General features: G+C 71.0%; 22 protein-coding genes and 1 tRNA gene. 15 read left to right on the forward strand and 8 right to left on the reverse strand.

Annotated features, from left to right (window positions below; translation table 11 throughout):
* Positions 1-50: 50 nt before the first annotated feature.
* Positions 51-584 carry an orotate phosphoribosyltransferase gene (gene pyrE / locus ACSTA4_RS28520; protein WP_013155624.1) on the forward strand — a complete coding sequence of 178 codons (534 nt, stop codon included), beginning with the start codon at positions 51-53 and terminating at the stop codon, positions 582-584.
* Between the two features lie 273 nt (positions 585-857).
* On the opposite strand, the gene ACSTA4_RS28525 is transcribed toward pyrE, so the two are convergent.
* Complete coding sequence (locus ACSTA4_RS28525) at positions 858-1,244, reverse strand: RodZ domain-containing protein (RefSeq protein WP_444964299.1); 387 nt, start codon at positions 1,242-1,244, stop codon at positions 858-860.
* Between the two features lie 407 nt (positions 1,245-1,651).
* Here ACSTA4_RS28525 and fbaA point away from each other — a divergent pair, with 407 nt between their 5' ends.
* The 11 genes from fbaA to ACSTA4_RS28580 all read left to right on the forward strand — a co-directional run bounded on the left by fbaA (position 1,652) and on the right by ACSTA4_RS28580 (position 14,295).
* The gene (gene fbaA / locus ACSTA4_RS28530; RefSeq protein WP_248772680.1) at positions 1,652-2,674 is read left to right on the forward strand and encodes a class II fructose-bisphosphate aldolase; all 1,023 of its coding nucleotides are present in this window, start codon (positions 1,652-1,654) and stop codon (positions 2,672-2,674) included.
* Between the two features lie 197 nt (positions 2,675-2,871).
* Entirely contained in the window at positions 2,872-3,288 is a 417-nt protein-coding gene (locus ACSTA4_RS28535) for a DUF3151 domain-containing protein (protein WP_274975370.1), read from the forward strand.
* 249 nt (positions 3,289-3,537) lie between these two features.
* Positions 3,538-4,821: an adenylosuccinate synthase gene (locus ACSTA4_RS28540; protein ID WP_013155628.1), complete on the forward strand. Its 1,284-nt coding sequence runs from the start codon at positions 3,538-3,540 to the stop codon at positions 4,819-4,821.
* Positions 4,822-4,861: 40 nt separating this feature from the next.
* Positions 4,862-6,112 (forward strand): phosphoribosylamine--glycine ligase, encoded by a 1,251-nt coding sequence (gene purD, locus ACSTA4_RS28545; protein ID WP_130395692.1) that lies wholly within the window; start codon positions 4,862-4,864, stop codon positions 6,110-6,112.
* Between the two features lie 175 nt (positions 6,113-6,287).
* Positions 6,288-7,193 carry a phosphoribosylaminoimidazolesuccinocarboxamide synthase gene (locus ACSTA4_RS28550; protein ID WP_444961767.1) on the forward strand — a complete coding sequence of 302 codons (906 nt, stop codon included), beginning with the start codon at positions 6,288-6,290 and terminating at the stop codon, positions 7,191-7,193.
* A 376-nt stretch (positions 7,194-7,569) separates the two neighbouring features.
* A complete protein-coding gene (gene murA, locus ACSTA4_RS28555; protein ID WP_444964300.1) occupies positions 7,570-8,865 on the forward strand; it encodes a UDP-N-acetylglucosamine 1-carboxyvinyltransferase in 1,296 nt (431 codons plus the stop codon).
* Positions 8,866-9,116: 251 nt separating this feature from the next.
* Complete coding sequence (locus tag ACSTA4_RS28560) at positions 9,117-10,382, forward strand: hypothetical protein (RefSeq protein ID WP_013155632.1); 1,266 nt, start codon at positions 9,117-9,119, stop codon at positions 10,380-10,382.
* Positions 10,383-10,484: 102 nt separating this feature from the next.
* On the forward strand, positions 10,485-11,894 hold the full coding sequence (locus tag ACSTA4_RS28565) for an AAA family ATPase (protein ID WP_444961768.1): 1,410 nt from the start codon (positions 10,485-10,487) through the stop codon (positions 11,892-11,894).
* The gene (locus ACSTA4_RS28570) at positions 11,891-12,520 is read left to right on the forward strand and encodes a hypothetical protein (RefSeq protein ID WP_444961769.1); all 630 of its coding nucleotides are present in this window, start codon (positions 11,891-11,893) and stop codon (positions 12,518-12,520) included. Before ACSTA4_RS28565 ends, ACSTA4_RS28570 begins: the two co-directional genes overlap by 4 nt.
* Before the next feature lie 681 nt (positions 12,521-13,201).
* A complete protein-coding gene (locus ACSTA4_RS28575) occupies positions 13,202-13,660 on the forward strand; it encodes a DUF5959 family protein (protein ID WP_444961770.1) in 459 nt (152 codons plus the stop codon).
* 32 nt (positions 13,661-13,692) lie between these two features.
* The gene (locus tag ACSTA4_RS28580) at positions 13,693-14,295 is read left to right on the forward strand and encodes a hypothetical protein (protein WP_444961771.1); all 603 of its coding nucleotides are present in this window, start codon (positions 13,693-13,695) and stop codon (positions 14,293-14,295) included.
* A gap of 219 nt (positions 14,296-14,514) precedes the next feature.
* Here the strand turns inward: ACSTA4_RS28580 and ACSTA4_RS28585 are convergent, their stop codons facing one another.
* Both ACSTA4_RS28585 and hisC read right to left on the reverse strand, forming a co-directional pair.
* Positions 14,515-15,501, reverse strand: coding sequence for a DNA-binding protein (locus ACSTA4_RS28585; RefSeq protein WP_444961772.1), 987 nt, complete (start codon positions 15,499-15,501; stop codon positions 14,515-14,517).
* Positions 15,502-15,550: 49 nt separating this feature from the next.
* Complete coding sequence (gene hisC / locus ACSTA4_RS28590; protein WP_444961773.1) at positions 15,551-16,630, reverse strand: histidinol-phosphate transaminase; 1,080 nt, start codon at positions 16,628-16,630, stop codon at positions 15,551-15,553.
* Between the two features lie 213 nt (positions 16,631-16,843).
* On the opposite strand from hisC, the gene ACSTA4_RS28595 reads away from it, so the two are divergent.
* Positions 16,844-17,527, forward strand: a complete 684-nt coding sequence (locus ACSTA4_RS28595; protein ID WP_444961774.1) for a hypothetical protein — start codon at positions 16,844-16,846, stop codon at positions 17,525-17,527.
* A gap of 117 nt (positions 17,528-17,644) precedes the next feature.
* Here the strand turns inward: ACSTA4_RS28595 and ACSTA4_RS28600 are convergent, their stop codons facing one another.
* Together ACSTA4_RS28600 and ACSTA4_RS28605 are read right to left on the reverse strand one after the other, a co-directional pair.
* Entirely contained in the window at positions 17,645-18,793 is a 1,149-nt protein-coding gene (locus ACSTA4_RS28600) for a MauE/DoxX family redox-associated membrane protein (RefSeq protein ID WP_444961775.1), read from the reverse strand.
* 3 nt (positions 18,794-18,796) lie between these two features.
* Positions 18,797-19,768 (reverse strand): hypothetical protein, encoded by a 972-nt coding sequence (locus ACSTA4_RS28605; RefSeq protein WP_444961776.1) that lies wholly within the window; start codon positions 19,766-19,768, stop codon positions 18,797-18,799.
* A 529-nt stretch (positions 19,769-20,297) separates the two neighbouring features.
* Between ACSTA4_RS28605 and ACSTA4_RS28610 the strand changes: the two genes are divergently transcribed.
* Together ACSTA4_RS28610 and ACSTA4_RS28615 are read left to right on the forward strand one after the other, a co-directional pair.
* Positions 20,298-20,825: a SigE family RNA polymerase sigma factor gene (locus ACSTA4_RS28610; protein ID WP_444961777.1), complete on the forward strand. Its 528-nt coding sequence runs from the start codon at positions 20,298-20,300 to the stop codon at positions 20,823-20,825.
* A gap of 133 nt (positions 20,826-20,958) precedes the next feature.
* A tRNA-Ser gene (locus ACSTA4_RS28615) sits at positions 20,959-21,047 on the forward strand.
* 453 nt (positions 21,048-21,500) lie between these two features.
* Here the strand turns inward: ACSTA4_RS28615 and ACSTA4_RS28620 are convergent.
* The 3 genes from ACSTA4_RS28620 to ACSTA4_RS28630 all read right to left on the reverse strand — a co-directional run bounded on the left by ACSTA4_RS28620 (position 21,501) and on the right by ACSTA4_RS28630 (position 24,099).
* On the reverse strand, positions 21,501-21,779 hold the full coding sequence (locus ACSTA4_RS28620; protein ID WP_248772512.1) for an HU family DNA-binding protein: 279 nt from the start codon (positions 21,777-21,779) through the stop codon (positions 21,501-21,503).
* Between the two features lie 146 nt (positions 21,780-21,925).
* Positions 21,926-22,219 (reverse strand): hypothetical protein, encoded by a 294-nt coding sequence (locus ACSTA4_RS28625; protein ID WP_444961778.1) that lies wholly within the window; start codon positions 22,217-22,219, stop codon positions 21,926-21,928.
* A gap of 50 nt (positions 22,220-22,269) precedes the next feature.
* Positions 22,270-24,099 carry a hypothetical protein gene (locus tag ACSTA4_RS28630; RefSeq protein WP_444961779.1) on the reverse strand — a complete coding sequence of 610 codons (1,830 nt, stop codon included), beginning with the start codon at positions 24,097-24,099 and terminating at the stop codon, positions 22,270-22,272.
* Positions 24,100-24,224 lie beyond the last annotated feature (125 nt).

Genomic DNA, 24,224 nt, shown 5'->3' on the forward strand with positions numbered 1-24,224 from the left:
GGGCGATGCGGTGCGCCCGCGTCCCGTCCGGTGTTCTAGGCTCACTGATCATGAGCGAACGTGATGAACTCCTGCGTCAGATCAACGATAAGGCGGTCGTGCGCGGCAAGGTGACCCTGTCCTCGGGCATGGAGGCCGACTACTACGTCGACCTGCGCCGGGTCACCCTGGACGGGAAGGCCGCGCCGCTGGTCGGCTCGGTCATGTTGGACAACGTCGCGGACCTGGAGTTCGACGCGGTCGGCGGCCTGACGCTGGGCGCGGACCCGGTGGCCACCGCCATGCTGCACGCCGCGCACGCGCGCGGGCGCACGCTGGACGCCTTCGTGGTGCGCAAGGCGGGCAAGGCGCACGGCCTCCAGAAGCGGATCGAGGGGGCCGACGTGCGCGGGCGGCGCGTGCTCGCCCTGGAGGACACCTCCACCACCGGCGGCTCGGTGCTGACGGCCGTGGAGGCGCTGCGCGAGGCGGGCGCCGAGGTGGTGGCGGTCGCGCTGATCCTGGACCGGGGCGCGCGCGAGCGGGTCACCGAGGAGGGCCTGGAGTACCGGGCGGTGTACGGGGTCTCCGACTTGGACGTCTAGGGTCTGTTTTTTGAACCGGTCTCAGCTTGTGGGGGTCGGTTCGGGCGCCCACGGGGTTCTGGAGGGGCCGGAGGTGAGGCTGCGAGGAACGAGCCGTCTCACCGTAGGCGCCGAAGGTTCCCGTGCTCCGGGCGCCCGAACACGGACCTAAGCGGAGCGGAGGTCCAAAAAAACACTGCCTAGCACGCGCGGGCCGCGGGGCGCCGCGGGGCGTTCCGGCGGCCCCTTCCCGTGGGACGGGTACCGCCGAGGGGGTCCGCGCCCCGGGCGGCCTCAGCCGTCCTGCGGGTCGATCGTGAAGCTGAAGCCGGGTTCGCGGTCGGAGATGTCGCGCTCGTCGCCGTCGACGAAGACCTCGACGGCGGCGGGGTCGCCGATGGTGACCTCCAGGCCCTCGTCGGCGGTCGCGTAGTTGACCGACTGGCCCTGGCTCATGTTCTGGTCCATCAGCACGTCGCCGCCGGGAACGCGGACGAAGACGTCGCTGGACTCGCCGACGACGCGGACGTACAGGACGCCCATGTTGCTCGGCTCCGTGCTCTCGCCCGCCGTCTCCGAGGCGTTGGCGCTCACGCTGGTGCCGGGGAGGGAGCGGTAGAGGAAGAAACCGCCCAGGGCCAGGAGCGTCACCAGGAGCACGACGGCCCCGACGATGGCCATCACCTGGCCAACGCCACGAGGATCATTCCTATGCCTTCCCACGGCGTTGAATGTAGCGCGTATCACGGCAAAAAGCGACAGCAGTCGCCTGGAAGCCCCACGCCTCCCGCAATTACGTCACAACGGGGATGAAGGGGTCACTCTCCGTCGAACCGGGCGCGCGGAGCCCGGGCGCCGACCCCCGCCAGCTGCGCCTACACCGACAACCCCGGGCAATTTGGTCTAGACCTTTTCAACGGCTCCGGGTATTCGGGATACTTGGGTGACACCTGGTGGACACACCCGGACGCACGGCCCGAGGGCCGCCTCCCCCCGACGTCCGTCTCCACCGGGGCAACGCACGTGGGGTGCCGTCGGCGTGATACCGGCGGCCGCTCGCTCCAGGCCGAATCCAGGGAGAGTCAAGCATGCCCATCGCCAGCCCCGAGGTCTACACCGAGATGCTGAGCCGCGCGAAGTCCGAGGGCTTCGCCTACCCGGCCATCAACGTGACCTCCAGCCAGACGCTGCACGCCGCCCTGCGCGGCTTCGCCGAGGCCGAAAGCGACGGCATCGTCCAGATTTCCACCGGCGGCGCGGAGTTCCTGTCCGGCGCCACGGTCAAGGACATGGTCACCGGCTCGGTCGCCTTCGCCGAGTTCGCCCGCGTCGTGGCCGAGAAGTACTCGGTGAACATCGCCCTCCACACCGACCACTGCCCCAAGAACAAGCTCGACGGCTTCGTCCGCCCGCTGCTGGAGATCTCCAAGGAGCGCGTGGCCAAGGGCCAGGAGCCGCTGTTCCAGTCCCACATGTGGGACGGCTCGGCGGTCGAGCTGGAGGAGAACCTCCAGATCGCCGAGGAGCTGCTGGCCGCCTCCAAGGCCGCCCGGACGATCCTGGAGATCGAGGTGGGCGTCGTCGGCGGCGAGGAGGACGGCATCGTCGGCGAGATCAACGAGAAGCTCTACACCACGCCGAACGACGCGCTGCGCACCGCCGAGGTGCTGGGCCTGGGCGAGAAGGGCTACTACATGACGGCCCTGACCTTCGGCAACGTGCACGGCTCCTACAAGCCGGGCTTCGTCAAGCTGCGCCCGGAGGTGCTCAAGAAGGCCCAGGAGGCCGTCGCCGAGAAGTACGGCCGGGCCAAGGCGTTCGACTTCGTCTTCCACGGCGGCTCCGGCTCCACCATGGAGGAGATCCACGAGGCCATCGAGTACGGCGTGGTGAAGATGAACGTCGACACCGACACGCAGTACGCCTACACGCGCCCCGTGGTCGACCACATCATGAAGAACTACGACGGCGTGCTGAAGATCGACGGCGAGATCGGTAACAAGAAGGCCTACGACCCCCGCGCCTACGGCAAGGCGGCCGAGGCCGGCATGGCCGCCCGTGTGGTGGAGGCCGCCCAGCACCTGAAGTCCGCGGGCAACAAGATGAAGTAGTCGCGGCCCGCCACCGGTTCGGCGGTCCGCGAACGGTGCCCGGCGGCCGAGGCCGCCGGGCACCGCGTTCTCCGGGGACCGTGCCGGCTCAGCCCCTCCCCACTTTCCGTGCGCGGATCCGGCGGGAGGGGGAGCGCCCGGCCGGGTGGCACGGAGCCCTCCGGCGGACCGGGCCGCCCGGTGGCAGGATGGGGACCATGAACCTGCACCAGAACCTGCTCAACGAGCCGCCCGAGACGCGCCTGGCCGACAACCCCGAGGCCCGCGAGGCCCTCGCCTCCGCTGACGACCCCACGCCGGTCGCCGGGCGCTTCCCCGAGTACTCGGCCGCGTGGGCGCGGCTGGCCGAGCTGGCCCTGGCCGACGGCCAGCCGGTGGCCGCCTACGCCTACGCCCGGACCGGCTACCACCGCGGCCTGGACCAGCTGCGCCGTTCGGGGTGGAAGGGCCACGGCCCGATCCCCTGGGAGCACGAGCCCAACCGGGGCTTCCTGCGCGCGTTGCACGCCCTGGGCAGGGCCTCGGCGGAGATCGGCGACAACGACGAGGCCGAGCGCTGCGCCACCTTCCTGCGCGAGTCAAGCGCCGAGGCCGACAAGGCGCTCAACGGCTGACACGCCCGCCCGCCGGTCGTCGGGTCGTCCGGAATCGATACGGGTTCCGGACGGCCCGTCCACGCCTCGCGGTCCCCGGTTCTGGTGGGGCCCGTGTGTCGCACGTGCCCCGGTGCCCCACTTAACCCGGATGCCCTGGTCGTGTACCCTCAATACGCAACGGCCCCTGTCGCAGCCTTGCGCCAGGGGTTTTCCGTGTTCGGGGCCGGAAAGCCCCGGGTCAGGTGTCGAGCGAAGAGGTAGAGACCAATGCCGGCGATCACGCTCGTGGGTGCCCAGTGGGGCGACGAGGGTAAGGGCAAGGCGACCGACCTTGTCGGCGACCGCGTGGACTACGTGGTGCGCTACCAGGGCGGGAACAACGCCGGGCACACCGTGGTCATCGGCGACCAGAAGTACGCCCTGCACCTGCTGCCCTCGGGCATCCTGTCCCCGAACGTGGTGCCGGTCATCGCCAACGGCGTCGTCATCGACCCGGGCGTGCTGCTGGAGGAGCTGCGCGGCCTCAACGAGCGCGGCGTGGACACGTCCCGCCTGCTCATCTCGGCGAACGCGCACCTGATCATGCCCTACCACCGGGCGCTGGACAAGGTCAGCGAGCGCTTCCTCGGCAAGGGCAAGATCGGCACCACCGGGCGCGGCATCGGCCCGACCTACGCCGACAAGGTCTCCCGCCAGGGCGTGCGCGTCCAGGACATGTTCGACCCCAAGATCCTGCGCAAGAAGATCGAGCTGGCCCTGCACGACAAGAACCAGCTGCTCACCAAGGTGTACAACCGGCGCGGCCTGGAGGCCGAGCCGATCATCGAGGAGTACCTGGGCTACGCCGAGCAGCTGCGCCCCTACGTCGCCGACACCTCCCTGATCCTGAACAAGGCGCTCGACGAGGGCAAGACGGTGTACCTGGAGGGTTCGCAGGGCACCCTGCTGGACATCGACCACGGCACCTACCCGTTCGTGACCTCCTCCTCCCCCACCTCGGGCGGCGCGGCGGCCGGGTCCGGCATCGGCCCCACCCGCATCACCAAGGTCGTGGGCATCCTCAAGGCCTACACCACCCGCGTGGGCTCGGGCCCCTTCCCCACCGAGCTGCTCGACGAGCAGGGCGAGTGGCTGCGCACCCAGGGCGGCGAGTACGGCGTCACCACCGGCCGCAACCGCCGCTGCGGCTGGTTCGACGCGCCCATCGCGCGCTACGCCACGCGGATCAACGGCGTCACCGACTTCTTCCTCACCAAGCTCGACGTGCTCACCGGCCTGGAGCGCATCCCCGTGTGCGTGGCCTACGAGGTCGACGGCGTCCGCCACGACGAGATCCCGATGACCCAGACCGACTTCCACCACGCGAAGCCCGTCTACGAGTACCTCGACGGCTGGTCCGAGGACATCACCGGCGTCCGGACGTTCGACGAACTCCCCAAGAACGCGCAGGCCTACGTGCGTACCCTTGAGGAGATGGCGGGGGCCCCGATCTCCGCCATCGGCGTCGGACCCGGCCGCGACGAGACGCTCCAGCTCCGCTCCCTGGTCTGACCCCCGTCTGTCCGCCTTCAACACGAAGAGGCCCCCAGTAGTGAAAGCCCTCGTTCTCGGCGGCGGAGGCCGCGAGCACGCTCTGGTCCGCGCCCTGTCCCTGGACCCGGGTGTCACCAGCATCCACAGCGCCCCGGGCAACCCCGGCATCTCGGAGCTGGCCGAGAACCACGTGCTCAACGTGACCGACGGCCTGGCCGTCACCGAGCTGGCCGCGCGCATCCGCGCCGAGCTGGTCGTCATCGGACCGGAGGCCCCGCTGGTCTCCGGTGTGGCCGACGCCCTGCGCGACCGGGGCATCCCGGTGTTCGGCCCCGACCAGGAGGCCGCACGCCTGGAGGGCTCCAAGGCCTTCGCCAAGGAGGTCATGGAGGCCGCCGGGGTGCCCACCGCCAAGGCGCGGGTGTGCAGGACCGCCAGCCAGGTGTCCGAGGCGCTCGACGAGTTCGGCACGCCCTACGTGGTCAAGAACGACGGTCTGGCCGCGGGCAAGGGCGTCGTGGTGACCGAGGACCGCGCCCTCGCCGAGCAGCACGCCCGCGAGTGCGGCCGCGTGGTCATCGAGGAGTTCCTCGACGGCCCCGAGGTGTCCCTCTTCGTGCTGAGCGACGGGCTGCACGCCCTGCCGCTGCTGCCCGCGCAGGACTTCAAGCGCGCCTACGACGGCGACCAGGGCCCCAACACGGGCGGCATGGGCGCGTACGCGCCGCTGCCGTGGGCTCCGGCCGGTCTGGTGGACGAGGTCATGGAGTCGGTCGTGCGGCCGACCCTGGTGGAGATGAACCGGCGCGGCAAGCGCTACCAGGGCCTGCTGTACGTGGGGCTGGCGCTCACGTCGCGGGGTCCGCGCGTGGTGGAGTTCAACGCCCGGTTCGGCGACCCGGAGACCCAGGTGGTCCTGGACCGTCTGGCCACCCCGATCGGCGCCGTCCTGCAGGCCACCGACACCGGAGGCCTGGGGAGCATCGGCTCCCTCCAGTGGAAGTCGGGCGCCGCGGTCACCGTGGTGGTCGCCGCCGAGAACTACCCCGGCGACCCGGTCAAGGGCGACGTCATCGGCGGCCTGGACCAGGCCAACGCGCTGGAGGGCGCGTACGTGCTGCACGCGGGCACCGACTGGGGGGGCTCGGGCGGCGTCAAATCGAGCGGAGGCCGGGTGCTCAACGTCGTCGGCACCGGGATCGACCTGCGCCAGGCGCGCGAGCGGGCCTACGAGGCCGTGGCGCGCATCGAGCTGCGCGGCTCGTTCCACCGCACCGACATCGCCGAGCGCGCCGCGGCCGAGCTGTAGCGGGGTGCGGGCACGCCTGAGGGCGGGCGTGCCCAGGGCACCCCGATGGGGAGGGGGTTCGAGGCCCCCTTTCCAAGTCCATCACGGACCGGGGCACGTTCCACAGCCCCTTCCCGAACCTGTGGACAACCCGCCCGGCGCCGCCCGGCGGCCGGTGCGTAGGAGAGGGGAAGCCATGAGCGGTTTCGTCGTCAGGCCCGAACCCGTCCGGGTCGAAGGGCTCACCCACCTGCACACCGGCAAGGTGCGCGAGCTGTACGCCGCGGCCGACGGGTCGCTGGTGATGGTCGCCAGCGACCGCGTGTCGGCCTACGACTGGGTGCTGCCCACCGAGATCCCCGGCAAGGGGCGGCTGCTCACCCAGCTGTCCCTGTGGTGGTTCGAGCGGCTGGGCGGCCTGGTCCCCAACCACGTCGTGTCCGACGTCCTCCCGGAGGGCGCCCCCGCCGACTGGGCGGGCAGGACCCTGGTGTGCCGCAGGCTGGACATGGTGCCGGTGGAGTGCGTGGCGCGCGGCTACCTGACCGGTTCCGGCCTGGAGGAGTACCGGGCGGACGGCACCGTGTGCGGGATCGCGCTGCCCGACGGGCTGGTCGACGGCTCCGAGCTGCCCGAGCCGATCTTCACCCCGGCGACCAAGGCCGAGGTGGGCGACCACGACGAGAACGTCTCCTTCGGGGCCGTCGCCGCCGCGCACGGGGACGAACTGGCCGCCGAGCTGCGCGACCTCACCCTGCGCGTGTACGGACGCGGCCGGGAGCTGGCGCGCGAGCGCGGCATCATCCTCGCCGACACCAAGTTCGAGTACGGGCGCGACGCGTCGGGGAACCTGGTGCTGGCCGACGAGGTGTTCACCCCCGACTCCTCCCGCTACTGGCCCGCCGACACGTGGGCGCCGGGCGGGCCGCAGACCTCCTTCGACAAGCAGGTCCTGCGGGACTGGCTGCGCTCGCCGGAGTCCGGGTGGGACCGCGCCTCGGAGACGCCGCCGCCGGAGCTGCCCGAACACGTGGTACAGCGCACTCTTGACCGTTACGTGGAGATCTACGAGCGCCTGACCGGGACGAAGCCCGCTCTGTGAGGCACCGCGCGGGGGTGATTCGACGCACGCGACCGCCGATTCGCGTCCAGGAGCACGTATGGTGGTGACGTTGTGCGGGTCACCGGAGGCGGGCGAACAACCATACGCACGGCATCCCCGGTCTTTCCCGTTGGCGGAATACCTCTTTGGCCGTTTGGCGGGACTCCATCCCCCGATCTGCGGGTATACCACGTCCTGGACCGGTACATGCGAACGGGTGCTATAGAGTTCTCGCGAACACCGGTTCACTGGCCGCGCAGGTCACACGCATGATGTCGCAACGTTCCAGGGGAAACCCGCGTCTCATACGCACACAGGCGAAGCCCGACGAGGGTGACCTTTTTTCCACATCTGCCTCACAAAGGAGCACATGAGCATGGGCCAGGAGGTTCGTTACCGCGTCCGCGGCGGACGCCCCCTCAGTGGAACGGCGTTCATCCAAGGCGCGAAGAACGCCGTCCTGCCGATGATCGGGGCCGCCCTCCTCGCGGCCAGGGGCCGTACGGTGCTGCGGAACGTCCCGGTCATCGAGGACGTCTACCGAGCTCTGGAGCTCGCCGAGCACGTGGGTGCCAAGGTCGAGTTCCACGAGGCCGAGCGCACCGTCGTCATCGACGCGTCCAACCTCAACGACCCCGAGCGGGCCGTCCTGCCCGCCGAGATCGCGGCCCGTTTCCGCGGCTCCGTGCTCTTCGTCCCGGCGCTGATGCACCGCACCGGCCGCGCCCGCATCGAGGGCGTCGGCGGATGCAACCTGGGCAGCCGCAACCTGGACTTCCACTACCGGGGCTTCGCGCGCCTGGGCGCCGAGGTCACCGAGGACCCCGAGCGCAACCACATCAACGTCGAGGCCAGCAACCTCCGCGGCGGCCGCCTGTACCTGGACACTCCGTCCCACACGGGCACCGAGAACCTCATCATGGCCGCGGTGCTGGCTCCGGGCACCACCGTGATCGAGCACGCGGCCCTGGAGCCCGAGGTCATCGACGTCATCAACTTCCTGAGCGCCATGGGCGCCAAGATCAGCGGCGGCGGCACCGGCTTCATCACCGTCGAGGGTGTCGAGGAACTCACCGCGGTCGAGCACACCATCATGTCCGACCGCATCGACGCGGGCGTGTTCGCGATGACCGTCGCCGCCACCGGCGGTGACGTCAGCCTCGTGGGCGCCCAGCTGGACCACCTGGGCGTGGCCCGCTGGAAAATGGAGCAGATGGGCGTGGGCTTCTCCCAGGAGGGCGCCGTCCTGCACGTCCACCGGGACCCGTCGGTGCCGCTGCGGCCGATCAACGCCGTGACCTCGCCCTTCCCGGGCTTCGCCACCGACCTCCAGTCGCCGCTGATGGCCCTGGCCACCCTGGCCGAGGGTGAGAGCTACATCCACGAGGCCATCTACGACGGCCGGTTCGCCCTGGCCGACGAGCTCACCAAGATGGGCGCCAAGATCGAGGTCGAGGGCACCCGCGCGATCGTGCACGGCACCACCAACCTGCGCGGCACCGAGGTCATCGCCCACGACCTGCGCACCGGTGCGGCCCTGGTCCTCGCCGGACTGGTCGCCGAAGGTGAGACAATCGTGGCGCCCGGCTATCTGGTGGACCGCGGTCACGCTCAGTTCGCGACCCGGCTCGCTGCGCTAGGCGCTGACGTGGAGCGCGTCGTCGTCTCGTAGGGAGCCGAAAGCGCAGTTCAAGCCGGGGTGGGAGCCCGTCTCCCACCCGGGCTTTCGGCGTTGATATGGAAAACGATCTTCTTTGGCCCCGCACAATGGGTACGATCTCGGCAATCATGCCGTGACAGAGATCGGGTCGGGAAACCAGTGGGCGCACATAGTGAAGAGCGTGGAATGGTAGCGGGGAGCAACCCGAGGTGAGTGCCCAGCGTACTGGCGATTTGACGATCGGCGTCATAGGACCCCATGAGGTGGTCGAACGGGTCATGCTCATGGGTCCGGGGTCCACGGGGCCCCTCAACGCCAGACTCATCGCCGCCGCGTACCGAGATGAGCAAGAGGCGACGGACAAGGTCGTCAGGCTGGGTTCGGCGATCGACGCGTACCTGTTCGCCAGCCCTGTCCCCTACGAGTTCGCGCGCAAGGCCGGTGTGCTGACGATGCCCGCCACCTTCGTGCCTCTCGGCGGGGCGAGCCTGCACGAGGCCCTGCTCCGAGCGACCCTGGACGAGCGCTACGACCCGACCAGAGCCAGTCTGGACGTGCTCAGCCGCGCCGACGTGGTGGAGGCCTACTCCGAGGTCGACCTGCCCGTGGACGGGATCCACGTGCACGAGGAGCTCACCAACACCGCGCAGCTCACGTCCTTCCACGAGGGGCTGTGGCGCCGCAAGGCCACCAAGATGGCCATCACCTGCGTGCGCGGGGTCGCCGAGCGCCTGGAGGCCATCGGCGTGCCGGTGGTCCGGCTGCGGCCCACCAACGCGGGTGTGCGCAGCGCCCTGCAGACCGCGGGTCTGCTGGGGGCGCACCACCGCCTGGAGGAGGCCCAGCTGGGCGTGGTGGTGGTGGACGTGCCCACCCTGCGGGACTCGACTCGGCGTTCGACGCCCCGGTACTGGCGGGAGGAGCTGCGGCTGTCCCTGCACCGGCTGCTGCTCCAGGAGGCCCACCGGATCAACGCCACGGCGCACCGGCTGGACGACCATTCGTTCATGGTGACGGCGACTCGCGGGTCGCTCGTGACCGCGACCGAGGGTTTCCGGCAGCCGCCGTTCGTGGAGCGGATCAAGGCGGAACTGGGGATCGCGATCGAGGTCGGCATCGGCATGGGGCGGACCACCCAGGACGCCGAGGCCCACGCCCGGGCCGCGCTGAACCGCGCCCAGGCGTCGCGGCAGAGCTTCGCGGTGGACCGCGAGGGCCGTTCCCTGGTGCCCGCCCAGCGCGCGCCCGCACGGCAGTCCTCCGAACCGCTGCGGACCAAGGGACGCGAGACGCTGATTCGGCTTTCGGAGAAGATCGCCGAGGAGGACGGGCCGCTGGTGGTCGACGCGGAGAACGCCGGGCGGATGCTCGGTGTCACCTCCCGGACCGCGCGTCGGCTGCTGCGGACCCTGGTGGAGGAGGGGCTGGCGTGGCCGCTGCCGCCCAACCGGACCCTCCAGCCGGGCCGTCCCCGCCAGCTGTACCGGCTGATCGTGGAGAAGCTCGACAAGGACGCCGCGGGTAAGTAGCCGCGATGTCCGTGGACCGGGGTTGGGCTTCTCGCCCTCCCCCGGTCCTCGTACGTCCGGCCCGTCGAACGCGGGCCGCAGGGTCATCGAACGGGGAGTGCGGTGCTCACACGGCTGGAGGTCGACGGGTTCAAGAACCTGCTGAACCTCGAGGTGGACTTCGGCCCGTTCACGTGTATCGCCGGCGAGAACGGTACGGGCAAGTCGAACGTGTTCGACGCGATCCAGTTCCTCAGTCTGCTGTCCAGCCGTTCACTGATCGAGGCCGCGTCCGAAGTACGGGGCACTGACCGTGAACGCTCGGGCGACCCCCGTGAGCTGTTCTGGAACGGTTTCGGCTCCCATGACCGACGCATGCACTTCGCAGCGGAGATGCTCGTCCCCGAGCGCGTCGAAGACGACTTCGGCCGTGAGGCCAGCGCGACGAGCACCTACCTGCGCTATGAACTGGAGCTGGGGTTCCTTCCTCCGTCCGGGGCCGACAAGGTCGGGCGTCTGACCCTCCTCGGAGAGCGGTTGAAGCACATCAACCTCAACGAGGCGCCCCGTCGCCTGCGTTTCCCCCACAGCAAAAAGGACTTTCGGGACTCCGTCCTCAAGAACAAGCGCAGCGGTCAGGCCTTCATCTCCACGACATACCAGGACGACCAGCCCATCATCAGCATCCATCAGGATGGCGGGAGTCGAGGTCAGCCCAAGCCCGCCGCGGCGTCCAGGGCACCGGCGACAGTGGTGAGCACGGTGACGAGTAGCGACGATCCCACGATCCTCGCGGCGCGCAGGGAGATGCAGTCCTGGAAGCGCCTGGCGTTGGAACCGACAGCCTTGCGCACCGCGGACAGGTACACGGACCCACAGACGATGGGGGCGAACGGGCTCCATCTGCCGGGAACGCTCTTTCGCATCTCGCAGCAGGAGTCGCACGGCGATGCCGACCGCGTTTTCGCACGGGTGTCCAGCAGGTTGGCCGACCTCGTAGGGGTCTCCGTGGACGAGCTGCGCGTTGTCGAGGACGAGGTACGTCAGCTCCTGGCCGTCGAGTTGCAGGAGGCCAACGGTCTGCGGATCCCCGCACGCAGCCTCTCCGAGGGGACACTGCGGTTTCTGGCGCTGTGTGTCCTCCTGGAGGACCCCTCCGTACAAGGGCTGCTGTGCATGGAGGAACCGGAGAACGGTATCCATCCCGGAAATCTGCCCGCGATGGTGGACCTCGTCAGGGATCTCGCTGTCGACCCCTTCCAGGAACCGGGAGAGGACAACCCCTTCAGGCAGGTGCTCGTCAACACGCACTCGCCCGGAGTCGTCCAGGTCGTCGACCCCGCTGACCTCCTCTTCGCCGACAGCGTCCGGCGCAAGCGCGCCGACGGGCAGATGACCCACGCCCTCAGACTGCGCCCCATCACGGGAAGTTGGCGAGCCAGGACTCCGGGCAACGTGTCCGTCACACGACCGGACATCCTCCCCTACCTCACTGCCCCGCCCGGCGCCCAGTTGACTCTGGAGGGGATGTGACCATCCGTATCCTTTTCCTGGGCGAGGGGTCCAGCGATGACGGCATAGCTGATCACATCGAGACCATCGCTGCCGATCGCGGTGTAGAGGTGAGCATCACCAATCCGGAGCTGGACCGGCTGGGAAAGGTGGGTCATGCGCTACCGGACAAGCTCGGTACGGTCAGGGCTCTCGGTGGCGAGTACGAACTCGTCGCTGTTCATCGCGACGCGGACGGTATGGGCCGTCAGGCCCGTATGAGCGAAATCGAGACCGCGGTGCGTGAGCACATGCCGCAGGTCGTCCACGTACCCATCATCCCGGTGCGTATGACGGAGGCGTGGCTTCTGGTGGACGAGAGCGCGATCCGCAGGGTTGCCGGGAACCCCAACGGACGTTGCAGGCTCGGGTTGCCGTCCTTGAAGCAGATGGAGTCGGTCAACGATCCGAAGGCCGAACTGAAGCGGGCGCTGGCCACGGCCTCGGAGCTGACGGGAAGAAAACTCGAACGGTTCAACCGCCGGTTCTCGGAGAACCGGCGGCAACTCCTCCAGCGTCTGGACTCGGATGGCCCTATCACGACGCTTCCATCCTGGCGAGCGTTCGTCCGGGATGTGGAAGCTGCTCTTGAGTCCCTCGGATGCTGAGACCATCGATCCCTCGGTCCCGTCAGCACCTTCCCCGGGTTGTCGACAGCCCTGTCGCTTCCCCGCCCGTGTACGTGGCTTTCGGCCGCGCGAGTGGATGAAGGTCCTGGAACCGGCGAAGCTCGCCCTCAGAACGCCTGTGAGAGGCGTGAAAGCGTCGGACGGGGGCGCCTCCCGGCCAGGGGGCGCCCCGTCCGTGTGCGCGGCTGTGGAGCCGCGTGAGGGGCGTGTGAGCGTGCGCGGGGCGGCGGGCGCGAACCATGGAGGTCGGCTGAGTCTGCGCGGGGCGGCGGGCGCGGACGGTGGAGGCGGGCGGGAGGTGGCGCGCGGCCGTCCACAGGCTGTGGAAGCCGGTTGCCCGCCGGACGGGCTCGTTGGGACCCTGGAACACGGGGGCGCCGCACGGCGGCCACGGCGGACCGCGGCGCCCCCGAATCGAGGCTAACCCCGCCCCACCCGCCCCCACCAGCCACCGTCCACAGGCTGTGAGGACCGCCGCCTCCAACGCGGTGCGATGGGACCCACGGGTTCCGGCCACCATGAGAAACCGTGGCTCCCATGACCACGCCCACGGCCATGTCCATGTCCATGTCCATGTCCATGTCCACCAGCAGACCTCACGGGTCCGGCACATGGGCGAACCGACGGCGTCTCAACCCTTCGACCCGCTTGCGAGGACCGATGACCGACGACGTGCGGCCGCTTCCACTCCTCCGCATCGCTGACCGGTGGCAGAGTGTCAGTGTCAGAGTGCTCGGTACGCCCGTGACGCCCAGCGGTGGCCGGCACCACGAGGCGGAGATCGTCGTGGAGAGTGACTTCGTCAGCGGGCGGGTGGGCCTGGTCGTCTCACCCGGAGACCTGGACGCCTGGGAGCGCTGTCTCAACGCCCTCGCCGCAGAGGAGAGAGCCGAGTGGCCGTCCGGAGGCCGCACCGCGTGGCTGGACATCGTTCCCGACGACCCGGTGGAGGTGACCGTCCGCGACTCGCCGTCAACCCAGGTCTCCGTGCGGCTGCCGATCGACGTCCCGGAGGGGTGGCTGGAGGAGAACCGCGCGTTGCTCGCACACGTCCGTCGGTTCCTGGACCAAGCCTCCCCGAGCCAGCCACCGTCCACAGGCTGTGGACAATTCAGGTGACCCGCGACCGCCCGCCTGACAGGCTTGCGCGCATGAACGACCACGAGGACCACGACGGCGGCGGCAGCCCTCCGGGCAACGGAGGCGGCGACGACAACGGCGACACCGGAACCGGGCGCCAGCGCCTCCTCCTCATCGGCGGCGGCTCGGGGACCGGCAAGACCACGGTCGGCTGGGAGGTCTCCGTCATCCTCCAGCGGCGCGGAACCGCCCACTGCGTCCTGGAGGGCGACTACATGGACCAGGTGCACCCGGCCCCGCCCGGCGACCCCCACCGGGGCGGGATCACCGAACGCAACGTCGCGGCGGTCTGGGCCAACTACGCGGCGCTCGGCCACCGCCGCCTCGTCTACACCAACACCGTCAGCGTGCTGGAGGAGGACATGCTCCGCCGCGCCATGGGCGGCGGGGACATCGTGGTGACCCGGATCCTGCTCACCGCGGGCGAGGCCACCGTGCGCGCACGCCTGGCGGTGCGCGAGACCGGCTCACAGCTGCTCCCCCACGTCGAACGCAGCCTGAGGGCGGCAGCGCGCCTGGACGCCGAGGCGCCGGCGGGAACCGTGCGCGTGGCGACGGACGGCCGCACCGTCGAGGAGGTCGCCGCCCGGGTCGTGGCCGCCGCCGACTGGTGAACCCCGGCCCGCCGCGGTCGGCCGCACGGGTCACCGGCGCGCTCCGGCCGGACGCCGCACAGCTCCCGGGCCGCCCGCGGGCCGAGCGCCTCGCGGGCCCCGCCGCCTGCCCCTGGGCCTCGGCCGGGAAGGCGCGCGGCCCCGTCCACAGCCTGTGGACAACCTTCGACCGCGCCGAGGCACAGACGCGCGGAGGCACGGACGCACGGCCCCGAGGGCCTACACCGGGGCCTCCGGGACCCCCGCGCCGGACCTTTCCGCGCACCACCGCGCGGTGTCCCGCAGGGAGGGGCGGTCCCGCGCCGTGTCGAGCAGCCGGACGGCCTCGGCGAGCCGCCGCTCACAGCGCACCGACGCCACGCTCCCCAGATCGGGCAGCACGTCGCGCACCAGCACGGTCTCCGCCTCCTCCCACGACCGGACACGGGCCAGCGCCCACAGCCGACTCACCGCGGCGTGGAACAGGAACCGTCCGCTCCCGCCCGTCCCCGCGGCCCGTCCGCCCGCCCCGATCAGCTCCGCCACCCGGTCGAAGGCCTCGACGGCCGCACCCCACGCCCCGGCGTCGGCGTCGGCCATGGCCCGGTGCCAGGCGATCTCCGCCTCGGTCAGCCACCACGTCCACGCCGGATCGCCCCGGCGCGGCCCCTCCAGGTAGCGGCTGAGGGTCTCCCCGATCAGCTTCCGCGCCCGAGTTCGCTCGCCCTCCTGGGCCGTGGCACGCGCCAGCCTCAGGGTGAACAGGGTGCGCACGCTCCCCGCCGGTCCCGCCGCCAACGCCGCCTCGCACACCCGCCGGGCCTCGGCCGGCCGCCACAGGTGGACGTCCTGCATCGCCAGCTGGCTGAGCGCGAAGTACTCCATGGAGCGGTCGCCCGCCCCGCCCGCGACGTCCAGCGCCGTCAGGGTCATCCGCCGGGACAGGCGCTGGCGTTCGGCGTCGAAGGCCACCCAGCCGGTGACCTGGTGCAGTTCGGCGGTCGCGGCGAGCACGTCCGCCGAGTCGGGAAAACGCGTGCGGACCGCGCCTCGGGCGCGGGCGGCGGCGCGCGCCGCGGCGTCCACGGTGTCGCGGGCGCCGTACCGGGTGTCCAGGGCGACGACGCGCGCGCTGACCGAGCGGACCGCCTCGGCGACCCGCTCCGGCGGCACACGGAGTTCCAGCGTCTCCGCAAGCCCGACCGCCTCAGGAGCCACAGGGTTCACCAGCCGGTTCCCCGCCCTGTGAACAGCGCGGGGAACCGGCACGGCCGGGCTAACGGCGCTTGCCGTAGGAGGTGGCCACGGCCAGGAACGCGTCGTTCTCCTCGGGGGTGCCCAGGCTCACCCGGGCGCCCTCCCCCGCGAACGGGCGCACGGAGACGCCCTCCCGCGCGCACGCCTCGGCGAAGTCGAGCGTGTCCTCGTCCGCCCGCAGCCACACGAAGTTGGCCTCGGTCGGCGGAACCGTCCACCCGGAGGCGATGAGCGCGTCGCGCACCCGCCCGCGTTCCTCGACGGTGGCCGCCACGCGCTCCAGCAGCTCGCCCTCGGCGGCGAGGGAGGCGATCCCGGCGGCCTGGGCGAGGTGGTTCACCGCGAACGGGACGAGGGTCTTGCGGACCGCGGCGGTCACCGGGGGGTGCCCCACGAGGAAGCCCAGGCGCACGGCGGCGAGCCCGTAGGCCTTGGAGAAGGTGCGCAGCACGGCGACGTTGGGCCGGTCGCGGTACAGGGAGACGCCGTCGGGCACCCGCGGGTCGCGCACGTACTCGCGGTAGGCCTCGTCCAGGACCACCAGGACGCTCTCGGGGATCCGGTCCAGGAAGGCGACCAGTTCCTCCTCGCGCACGGTGGTGCCGGTGGGGTTGTTGGGGTTGCACACGAGCACCATGCGGGTGTTCTCGGTGACCGCGTCGGCGATCGCGTCGAGGTCGTGCGTCTCGTCCCGGAGCGGGACCCGCACCGAGGTGACCCCCGCCAGCTCGGCGAGCAGCGGGTAGGCCTCGAAGGAGCGCCAGGCGTAGACGACCTCGGCGCCGGGCTCTCCGACGGCTTCGAGCAGCTGCTGGAGCAGGCCCACCGAACCGGCGCCCAGGGCGAGGTGCTCCTCGGGGACGTCGAGGCGGCGGGCGAGCGCGGAGGTGAGCTCGGCGGCGCCCGGGTCCGGGTAGCGGTTGAGTTCGGCCGCGGCCGCGGAGATGGCCTCACGCACCGACGGGAGCGGCCCGTAGGGGCTCTCGTTGGAGGACAGCTTGACCGAACGCCCGTCGGGGCCGACGACCTTCTTGCCCGGCTTGTAGGGCGGGATGCTCTCCAGCACCGACCGCAGATATGGCGATTTCGACTCCGACACCGTTGTCCTTCCTCAATACTTTGTGCTAACCCCGCGACACGCTCAGCGACATCGCGTCCGGGTCGGTCACCGCTCCCAGCGGAAATATCGCACAAACGAGGAGATATCACCATGCACTTGCGTCCTTGCCCCACGAACTCGGCACGGAACGACGCTGGTCAGCTCCCCGGGCCGCGCGAGAGGCGAGGATCCGTCCGGTCATGGGCCCTTCCCGTGGCCGTGCCCGTCGCGGTCCTGCTGAGCGCGTGCGGTGGCGGCACCGCCGGGCAGGCCGCCGACCCCGGCGCCGAGGCCGCGGAGGCACTGCACGAGGCACAGCCCCTGCACGTCCGCGACGCCACCTTCGTGGCCGAGAGCAGCGAGCGCGGCACCTACTCCGAGCTTGCCACAGTGCGCTACAGCGAACAGGTGCGGGCCGCCGCCGAACTCGACAAGCCCGAGTGCCTGGACGCCGCCAACCAGTGGGCCGCTCTGGACGGGGTGCGCGACTCCCCCGCCTCCGTGGCGGCCTACGAGTGGCCCGAGGGCGCGGTCACGCACATGCTGGTGCGTCTGGACGAGGCCACGGCCGCGGAGGCGCTGTCCAGCACGCCGCCGCGGAGCTGCGCCGAATACACCGCCGCCCACGAGGACGGAACCTCGACCGAGTACAGCGTCAGAGACCTGGAGGACGTGCCGCGGATCGGTGATGAGTCGCGGGCCTTCGCCGTCGAGGTGGAGTCCGGGGACGACAGGAGCCGCATGGTCAGCCTCATGTACCGCAACGGCGACCTCGTCGGCAGCACGTCCGTCCTCGGGGACGGTGAGCTGGAGGACTACGAGACGATGCTCGTGGAGTTCAGCGAGGCCGCCGTGGAGCGGCAGCGGCAGATGCTCGGCCCGGAAGCCGACCGCTGACCACCGGAGCGGTTCCCGGGCCGGGACCGGTCCGGGCCAGGGGCCGGGGTCACGTCCGGGCCGGATGCGCGGCGGCACCGCCGGCGGACCCGGAGACCGGAGCCCGCCGGAGCGCCCTCATCCGGCCGGGGTCGGTTCGCGCCCGTCCCGGTCCGTTCCGCCGGTGTCCCGCTCCGCGGCGCCCTGCCGCGCCGCGTCCCGGCCGACCTCCTCACGCCCGCTCGGACCGCGCTGTCCCGGAACGCGTTCGCCCTGGACCCCGCTCTCCCGAACGCCTTCGTCCTGGGCGCTCCCGTCGGGACCGTCCGCGACGAGGTCCCACACGGCGGAGCGCTCCCGGGCGGCCCGGAGGCTCAGCTCGGCCCTGGCCTCGTCGTGCCGCCACGCGTCCCGCCTGGAGGCCTCCCCCGGGTGGAGGAGCTTGCGCGGCGGGCCGATCAGCTCGATGCGGGTGACCGCGCCGAAGGAGGCCACCACCGCTCCGCTCTCGCGGTCCACCAGGGCCGCGCGTACTGCGGTGCCGGGCCTGCCCCCGGCCCTGACCGCGTACACCACGTCGACCCGGCGGCCGTGCCGCACGCCGTCGTAGCGCAGGAACCTCCAGCAGCCCTGGCGCCACACGTCCTCGGGTTCGGACCCGAGCATCACCGGTTCGTTGACGCGCCACACGTCACTGCCGCGCAGGGTCCGCACGGTACGGCGCAGCGAGACCTCGCGCAGCGCGCAGGGCTCCTCGTGCAGGGTGTGTGCGGCCGCGGTGCGCAGTTCGGGGCTCAGCAGCGCCAGGAGCAGCAGTTCGGCGCCCAGGACCCCCGCGTGCAGCGGGGTCGGCGAGGCGACCACCTCCCAGCCCGCGGGTTCCAGGCCGAGCGTGGTCAGGGCGGCGGCCGACAGCAGCCCGGCCCGGGTCAGCGTCCGCCAGCCGATCGGCGCCTGGCTCAGCCCGCCGAAGCAGCCGCAGCCCGCCTCGGGGTCGCGCCTGCGGATCACCACCAGGACCACGACCGAGACGGCGAACACGGCCGCGGTCAGCGCCCGCACCGTCTCGCCCAGCAGGCCGGTCAGCCCGAGCAGGCCGAGCGCCAGCGCGGCCTCCAGCAGGCCGGTGCCGACCGTGGACGCCCGGCGCAGCCGCTCGGGCGCGAGGACGGCCAGGCCCGTGGCGGCCGCCCGCCTGGTGGTCTTGGCGACGGCTCCGACCAGGAGCAGCACCGCCAGGAGCGGTAGCTGCGCCTCGCGGGCCGCATCGACGATCTCCGGCAGCATCGGTCATCCCTCCCCGTCATGGACGGTGACGGTCGCGTTGAAGCAGCCGTCCTCCAGCCGCCCGCCGAGGGCGACGAAGCCGGTCATAGTGAGGGAGGCCAGCCGTCCCGCGCTCTGGCCTCCGCAGGAGGAGCACAGGTCGCACAGCCAGCTGTCGGCCGCGGCGCAGTCGACCACGGGAAGCGCCGCGGACTCGTGCGTGCAGTCGTTGCGCAGGCTCAGGGTCGCCCCGGTGGACAGCAGCGGCAGCGGAACGCAGGAGGTGCGCCGGTCGCAGGGACCGTCGTGGCCGACGGGGTCGAGCGCCGGGTAGGCGATCCCGTCGACGTGGGCGCGCGGGTCCACGTGGGATGAGCGGCCCCACGCCGGGTCGTACCAGGTGGCGACGCCGCTCAGAGTGGTGGGGCGCCGGCGCGTGGGCGGCCGGTGCGGTGTGGCGCCCAGCGGGTAGGGCGGCTGGGTCGTGGCGGGGCGTACGGCCCGTACGGCCCCCTCCTCCCAGACGCCCACGGCGTCGAAGACGTAGCCGGGTTCCAGCCGCGGGTGGCGGACGGAGATCCGACCCGAGGTGCGGTAGGGCAGGACGACGGTCTGGCGCGGGCGCCCGTGCCCGGGGTCGATCTCCAGGGTGTCGCCGTCGCGGCTGACGATGACGCCGGTGGCGCGGGCGGCCTGGGCCCACACGCGTGCGGCGATGGGGTGGCCGCCGGATACGCGCAGCACCACGGCGTCGTCACCGGCGCGGAGTTCACCCGGTCCGACCTCACCACCCCGCCAAAACACGGTGGAGCGGTCGTACATGAAGTGCTCCTCGCCGCCGGGCACGGCCAGGCAGAGGATGCGCGCGTTGGCGCTGACGACCACGCCGCGCGCGACGCGGTGTCCGAGCGGCGTGGGTTCGGGTGCGCTCGCGGCGCCGAGCACCGCGGCTGTGAACCTTCTGCGGTCCCGTCCGATCTCGGTGGTCACTGACATCTCGACTGAGCCCCCTCACCAGTACGACTCGTCGCTTCGTCCCCGTTGTCCAGACATGTTCTCGGTGCCGCGGCCCCCCACGACACGTGGGGCACCCCATGGAACCAGAGAGCGGATTCCGCGCACACCGGGCTTGGCACATCGGGCGACTCGGGATCGCCCCACCACAGCCTGTCGTTACAAAGCTACGCATAGAACCCATAAATCTAGAAAGATTCATAAACACCCACAAGATCCCCCAAACCACAGGGGTTTCCGTTCGTTCGCCCCCACTCCCCTCCACCGGCGGGACCGGCCCCCGCGGTGGGGTCCGGCGAACGGCACCGGCCAGTGCCACGGGCTTGTCGGCCGTCGGCGCCGCGACTCGCCGGGGGCGGCGCTCGGACACGGAAGAAGGCCGGACGCCCGCGGTTCTCCGGCGGGCCGTTTGTCGGCGCGTGGGACACACGTGCCCGGATGTTTACGTTGGCTGTGTGAGAGTTAGAAGGGAGGAACACGACGAAAGCCCACGCAGCGCCCGTGAAGGTCGGTGGTCGGCGTGACAGGGACGACCCGGACGCCCCGGTACGACGAGTTCAGCCACTACGTGGCCGAGCGCGGACCGGCCCTGCTCCGGATGGCCCGGTCGCTGACGGGCAGCCACGCCGACGCCGAGGACCTGCTCCAGGCGGCCCTGGTCAAGACCTTCCTCGCCTGGGACCGGATCGCCAACCCGAAGGCGCGCGACGGCTACGTGCGCAGGGCCATGGTGAACACGCAGATCTCCGAGTGGCGGCGCAACCGGCTGGACGTCTACCCGACCGACGAGATCCCCGAGCAGCGCGTGGACGATCCCACCTGGCGCAGCGACCTGGCCGACGTGGTGGAGCGCGCCATCGACCGCCTGCCCTCCCGGCAGCGGACCACGGTGGTGCTGCGCTACTACGACGACCTCACCGAGGCGCAGATCGCCGAGCGGATGGGGGTGACGCTCGGCACGGTGAAGAGCACGCTGTCCCGCGCCGTGGACAAGCTGCGCCTGGACGCCGACCTCATCATCGAGCGCACCGTCGGCTGACCCGCCCGGGACGGTTCCCAACCGCATCAGCGGTGCGGCGCCCTTCCCGGCCCCGCCCGCACCGGCCGCGGGGCGCGGCGGGGGCATTCGTTTTGCGCAACCGTCCGTGGTGTCTGTAGGCTTGTCCCAGCCAGGAGGATTCGCCTAGTCAGGTCTATGGCGCCGCACTGCTAATGCGGTTTGGGTTTACGCCCATCCGGGGTTCAAATCCCCGATCCTCCGCGCTCCGACCTGGGGCCTCTCACATCGCGAGAGCGAGAGAGGCCCCAGGTCTTCTTCGTGCCCGGGGTCCGGTCGGCGCAGGGCCCGTGCCGACCGCGCACCAAGCGATGGTGCCTCACGCCGCGGTCGGAACGAACACGCATCCCACCACCGCGTGCGACGGCTCCCGCGACTCCGAACATCCGGCCGCATGGCGAGGAAGCACCCCGGCCATCGCACGAAGCCCGCGCCCGTCTGGCCCTCGGTCGGAACCATCCGCACCGGACCGCCCCCAAGAGCGGAACCCGAACGGGCCATGAACGGCAAGGGCTACAGGACCAACCGTCACAGGACCGACGAGGACACCGATGACGGAAAAGCGGGAAAGCGACGCATGTACGAAAAGAGCCCCCGAATTCTACGTTCTCCGAGGGCTTTTTCCTCCCGCATCCTCGACCGGCTGCGATTCCATCGTCACTGGGAATCGCCGATGCGCTGGTTGGTCTGACGGGTGGCACTGAATTTCAACACGGAGTAGTCGTCGACCCTGGTCTCACCGACCTTGGTGAACCTCACCGGGTGACCCTTGTGCCATTGCCGCTCAAAACTGCCGAAACCGGTGAGAACGAGGCGGTTTCCCTGACTGACCACGTCCAGGAGTTCTGCCATGGCGGCATCGTAGACCTGGGAGACGACCCTCTTCGGAAGTCCGGCACGGCGCGCCACCGACGCGATGTACATGCGCTTGGTCACGCGTTCCGAGCCTGTGGGTGTCTGGGGCGCCGCCATGTCCGGTCCTCCGTGCTGATCAGGGCATAATGCCGTGTTTTCGCTCGTATACGAGTGTATCCAGCCCCTGTTGGAGGGTCAAAACACCGCCCGGCGAGCCGGTGGGGTTCTCAGCCGAACTGGGGGTCGTCGTCCAGGAACTCCGTCTTCTCCTCCTGGATGACCACCCTGCGCCTCGGTCGCGTCGTGCGCGCGTCGTCCCGCCCCGCGTTCTGGGCCGCCTGCATCCGTGCTGCGGCCGCCTTCTGCGCCAGGTTCAGCCCCGAATCGGCCGCCTCCTTGGCGTAGTGCTCGACACCACCCCTTTCCTTGATGCGCTTTTCCGCCGCAGCGTTCATTTCGTCCCAGCGCTTGCGGTCCTCCGGCTCGATACCGAAAAGACTTTCCCAGTCGACATTACCCATCGTGTTCTCCTCCTGTGTCGTCTCTTCTGTTCCCTCGGCGGTTCGGCTGTTCAGCCGCCGAACTCAGGTCCGCTGTCCCGCCCCGGGTCCGCCGACGGCGAAATCGTGATACGGGGGGATATCCGCCCTGTCGGCGCGCCGCCGCTCTCCTGCTTTCCCCGCGGTCCGCCCCCCTTTCGCATGATGACGTCCGGTTTCGCCGCCGAGGTGTCCCCGGAACCGGTGAACGGGGCTACGGCCCCTGCTCGCCCGCTTTTCCTGTCCGGTCCCGGGTCCCGCCGACCGTCCCCTGGCTCGTCGTCGACGAACTCGGCGTCAACGACGACGGCCTCCTCCGAGCCCGCGGCATGCTCCGGTTCGGCCCAGACCCGCGCGCCACGCTGCTCGCGGTGGCGGTCCGCCTGCTCGCCGAAGTCGTCGTACTCCGCGATCAGGTCGCGCATCCGCTGCTCCCATTCGGGCCCCAGGCTCCGACGCCACCGCGCCACCAGCTCCGGGTGGGTGCGGTCCAGGGCCTGCAGGGACTCGACGAACCCGCCCGTGTAGGCCAGCTTCTGCTCCTGGTCGCTGAGCCCGTCGCCGCGCATGGACGCGAACATCGTCCGGGAGCGGTTGAGCCGCGCGCGTGCCGTGGGGCCCTCAGCGAGTTCGACCGATCCGGGGTGCTCACGAGTGGCGGAGCCGATGACGTACTGCTCCAGGACCTCGCTGAACTCGGCCGGGCTGTTCGCGGAGGTGAGTTCGCCGTACATGGTCCGGGCCACCGCGGCGCGGTGCTCGTCGGCGCCCATCGGCTCGCGCAGCGCGAAGGTCCCGCCGGTGATCACCTCGCCGTTGCCCGTGTCGACGTAGTCACCGGTCCAGGCCGTCACCGCCTGGGCGGTGCCGGGCAGGACGACCGACCGCGGCTCGGTCCTGCCGAACCGGCCGTGGGCCAGTTCGGAGAACACCGCCGCCTGCTCGGGGTCGCGTTCGACGAGCTGACCGACGATGACGCGCATGTTGCGCGCCACCGCCTCGCGATCCAGGCCGTCGTCGTCGACGTAGCCGTAGAGCGCGCTGAGAGCGCTCTCGTAGTTCTGCTTGACCAGTTCCCCGTCAGCGCCGGGTCTGCGCATCTCGTCGTAGGCGTTCTGGGCGATGCCCACGTGCGTCAGTGCCGCGCTGTGCTCGGTGAACAGGTCGCGGCCACCGCGTTCCATCCGTTCGATGCGCTCCAGGCGCCTGCGGTGGCGCCAGCCGGAAGGGCCTCGCATACCTTCGCGGCCCTGACCGGTCCTGTCGAGGTGCTGGGCTTCCTTCTCCCGGGACCTCTCGCCCTGGGCGACGGTCTTGGCCTCGCGCCGGGCCCGCACGTCCAGCCGGTCACCGATGGCGGCGCCCATCCGCTCGGCGTGGTCCCCCACATGGGCGCGGAAGTTGGGCGAGAGCAGCCACATCGCCGTACCCATGCCCACGGTGCGGAGCACGTTCTCCGCGCTGAATCCGCGCTGGAGCGGCTCCAGGCACTGGAGCACCATCATCGAGGCGTAGGCCTGGTGCAGGTCGCTGAGCTTCCGGCGCTGGGAGGGCTCGGACTCTCCCGGCGCGGTGATGCGCGAGGCACGCAGGTGGTCGGTGAACCGGACCTGCGCACGCTGGGTCTGGAGCTTGAGCCGGGCTCGCGGATCGCCGTCGGGCCCGGCCGCGTCGCGCCTGATCCGGCGGTTCTCGCGGGCCCGTTCGCGCTCGTACCGCCCGCGCTCGCCCTGAGCGGTGTCGGCCTCGCGCTCCCTACTGCCCTGACGTGGCCGCCGGGCCCTCTCACCGGGGCGGGCACCGGCGTCCCGCGCCCGTGCGCCGACGGTCTCGTCCGGGTCCGGGTACCTTTCGGCACCCAACGTCCTCTTCTTCCCCGTCGCCACGACCTCTCCTGTCTCGCCTCAGGCCAGCGACGGTTCATCGCCGCGTGGTGTGACCAGATCCTGCCCGGAATGCGCCCGACGTGGTTGCGGTACCCGCCGAC

It is taken from the genome of Nocardiopsis sp. M1B1, from assembly GCF_052466615.1.

Coding starts and splice junctions, on each gene's coding strand:
- pyrE (WP_013155624.1), top strand. CDS start 51: ATGAGCGAACGTGATGAACTCCTGCGTCAGATCAACGATAAGGCGGTC.
- ACSTA4_RS28525 (WP_444964299.1), bottom strand. CDS start 1,244: ATGGCCATCGTCGGGGCCGTCGTGCTCCTGGTGACGCTCCTGGCCCTG.
- fbaA (WP_248772680.1), top strand. CDS start 1,652: ATGCCCATCGCCAGCCCCGAGGTCTACACCGAGATGCTGAGCCGCGCG.
- ACSTA4_RS28535 (WP_274975370.1), top strand. CDS start 2,872: ATGAACCTGCACCAGAACCTGCTCAACGAGCCGCCCGAGACGCGCCTG.
- ACSTA4_RS28540 (WP_013155628.1), top strand. CDS start 3,538: ATGCCGGCGATCACGCTCGTGGGTGCCCAGTGGGGCGACGAGGGTAAG.
- ACSTA4_RS28550 (WP_444961767.1), top strand. CDS start 6,288: ATGAGCGGTTTCGTCGTCAGGCCCGAACCCGTCCGGGTCGAAGGGCTC.
- murA (WP_444964300.1), top strand. CDS start 7,570: ATGGGCCAGGAGGTTCGTTACCGCGTCCGCGGCGGACGCCCCCTCAGT.
- ACSTA4_RS28575 (WP_444961770.1), top strand. CDS start 13,202: ATGACCGACGACGTGCGGCCGCTTCCACTCCTCCGCATCGCTGACCGG.
- ACSTA4_RS28580 (WP_444961771.1), top strand. CDS start 13,693: ATGAACGACCACGAGGACCACGACGGCGGCGGCAGCCCTCCGGGCAAC.
- ACSTA4_RS28600 (WP_444961775.1), bottom strand. CDS start 18,793: ATGCTGCCGGAGATCGTCGATGCGGCCCGCGAGGCGCAGCTACCGCTC.
- ACSTA4_RS28605 (WP_444961776.1), bottom strand. CDS start 19,768: ATGTCAGTGACCACCGAGATCGGACGGGACCGCAGAAGGTTCACAGCC.
- ACSTA4_RS28625 (WP_444961778.1), bottom strand. CDS start 22,219: ATGGGTAATGTCGACTGGGAAAGTCTTTTCGGTATCGAGCCGGAGGAC.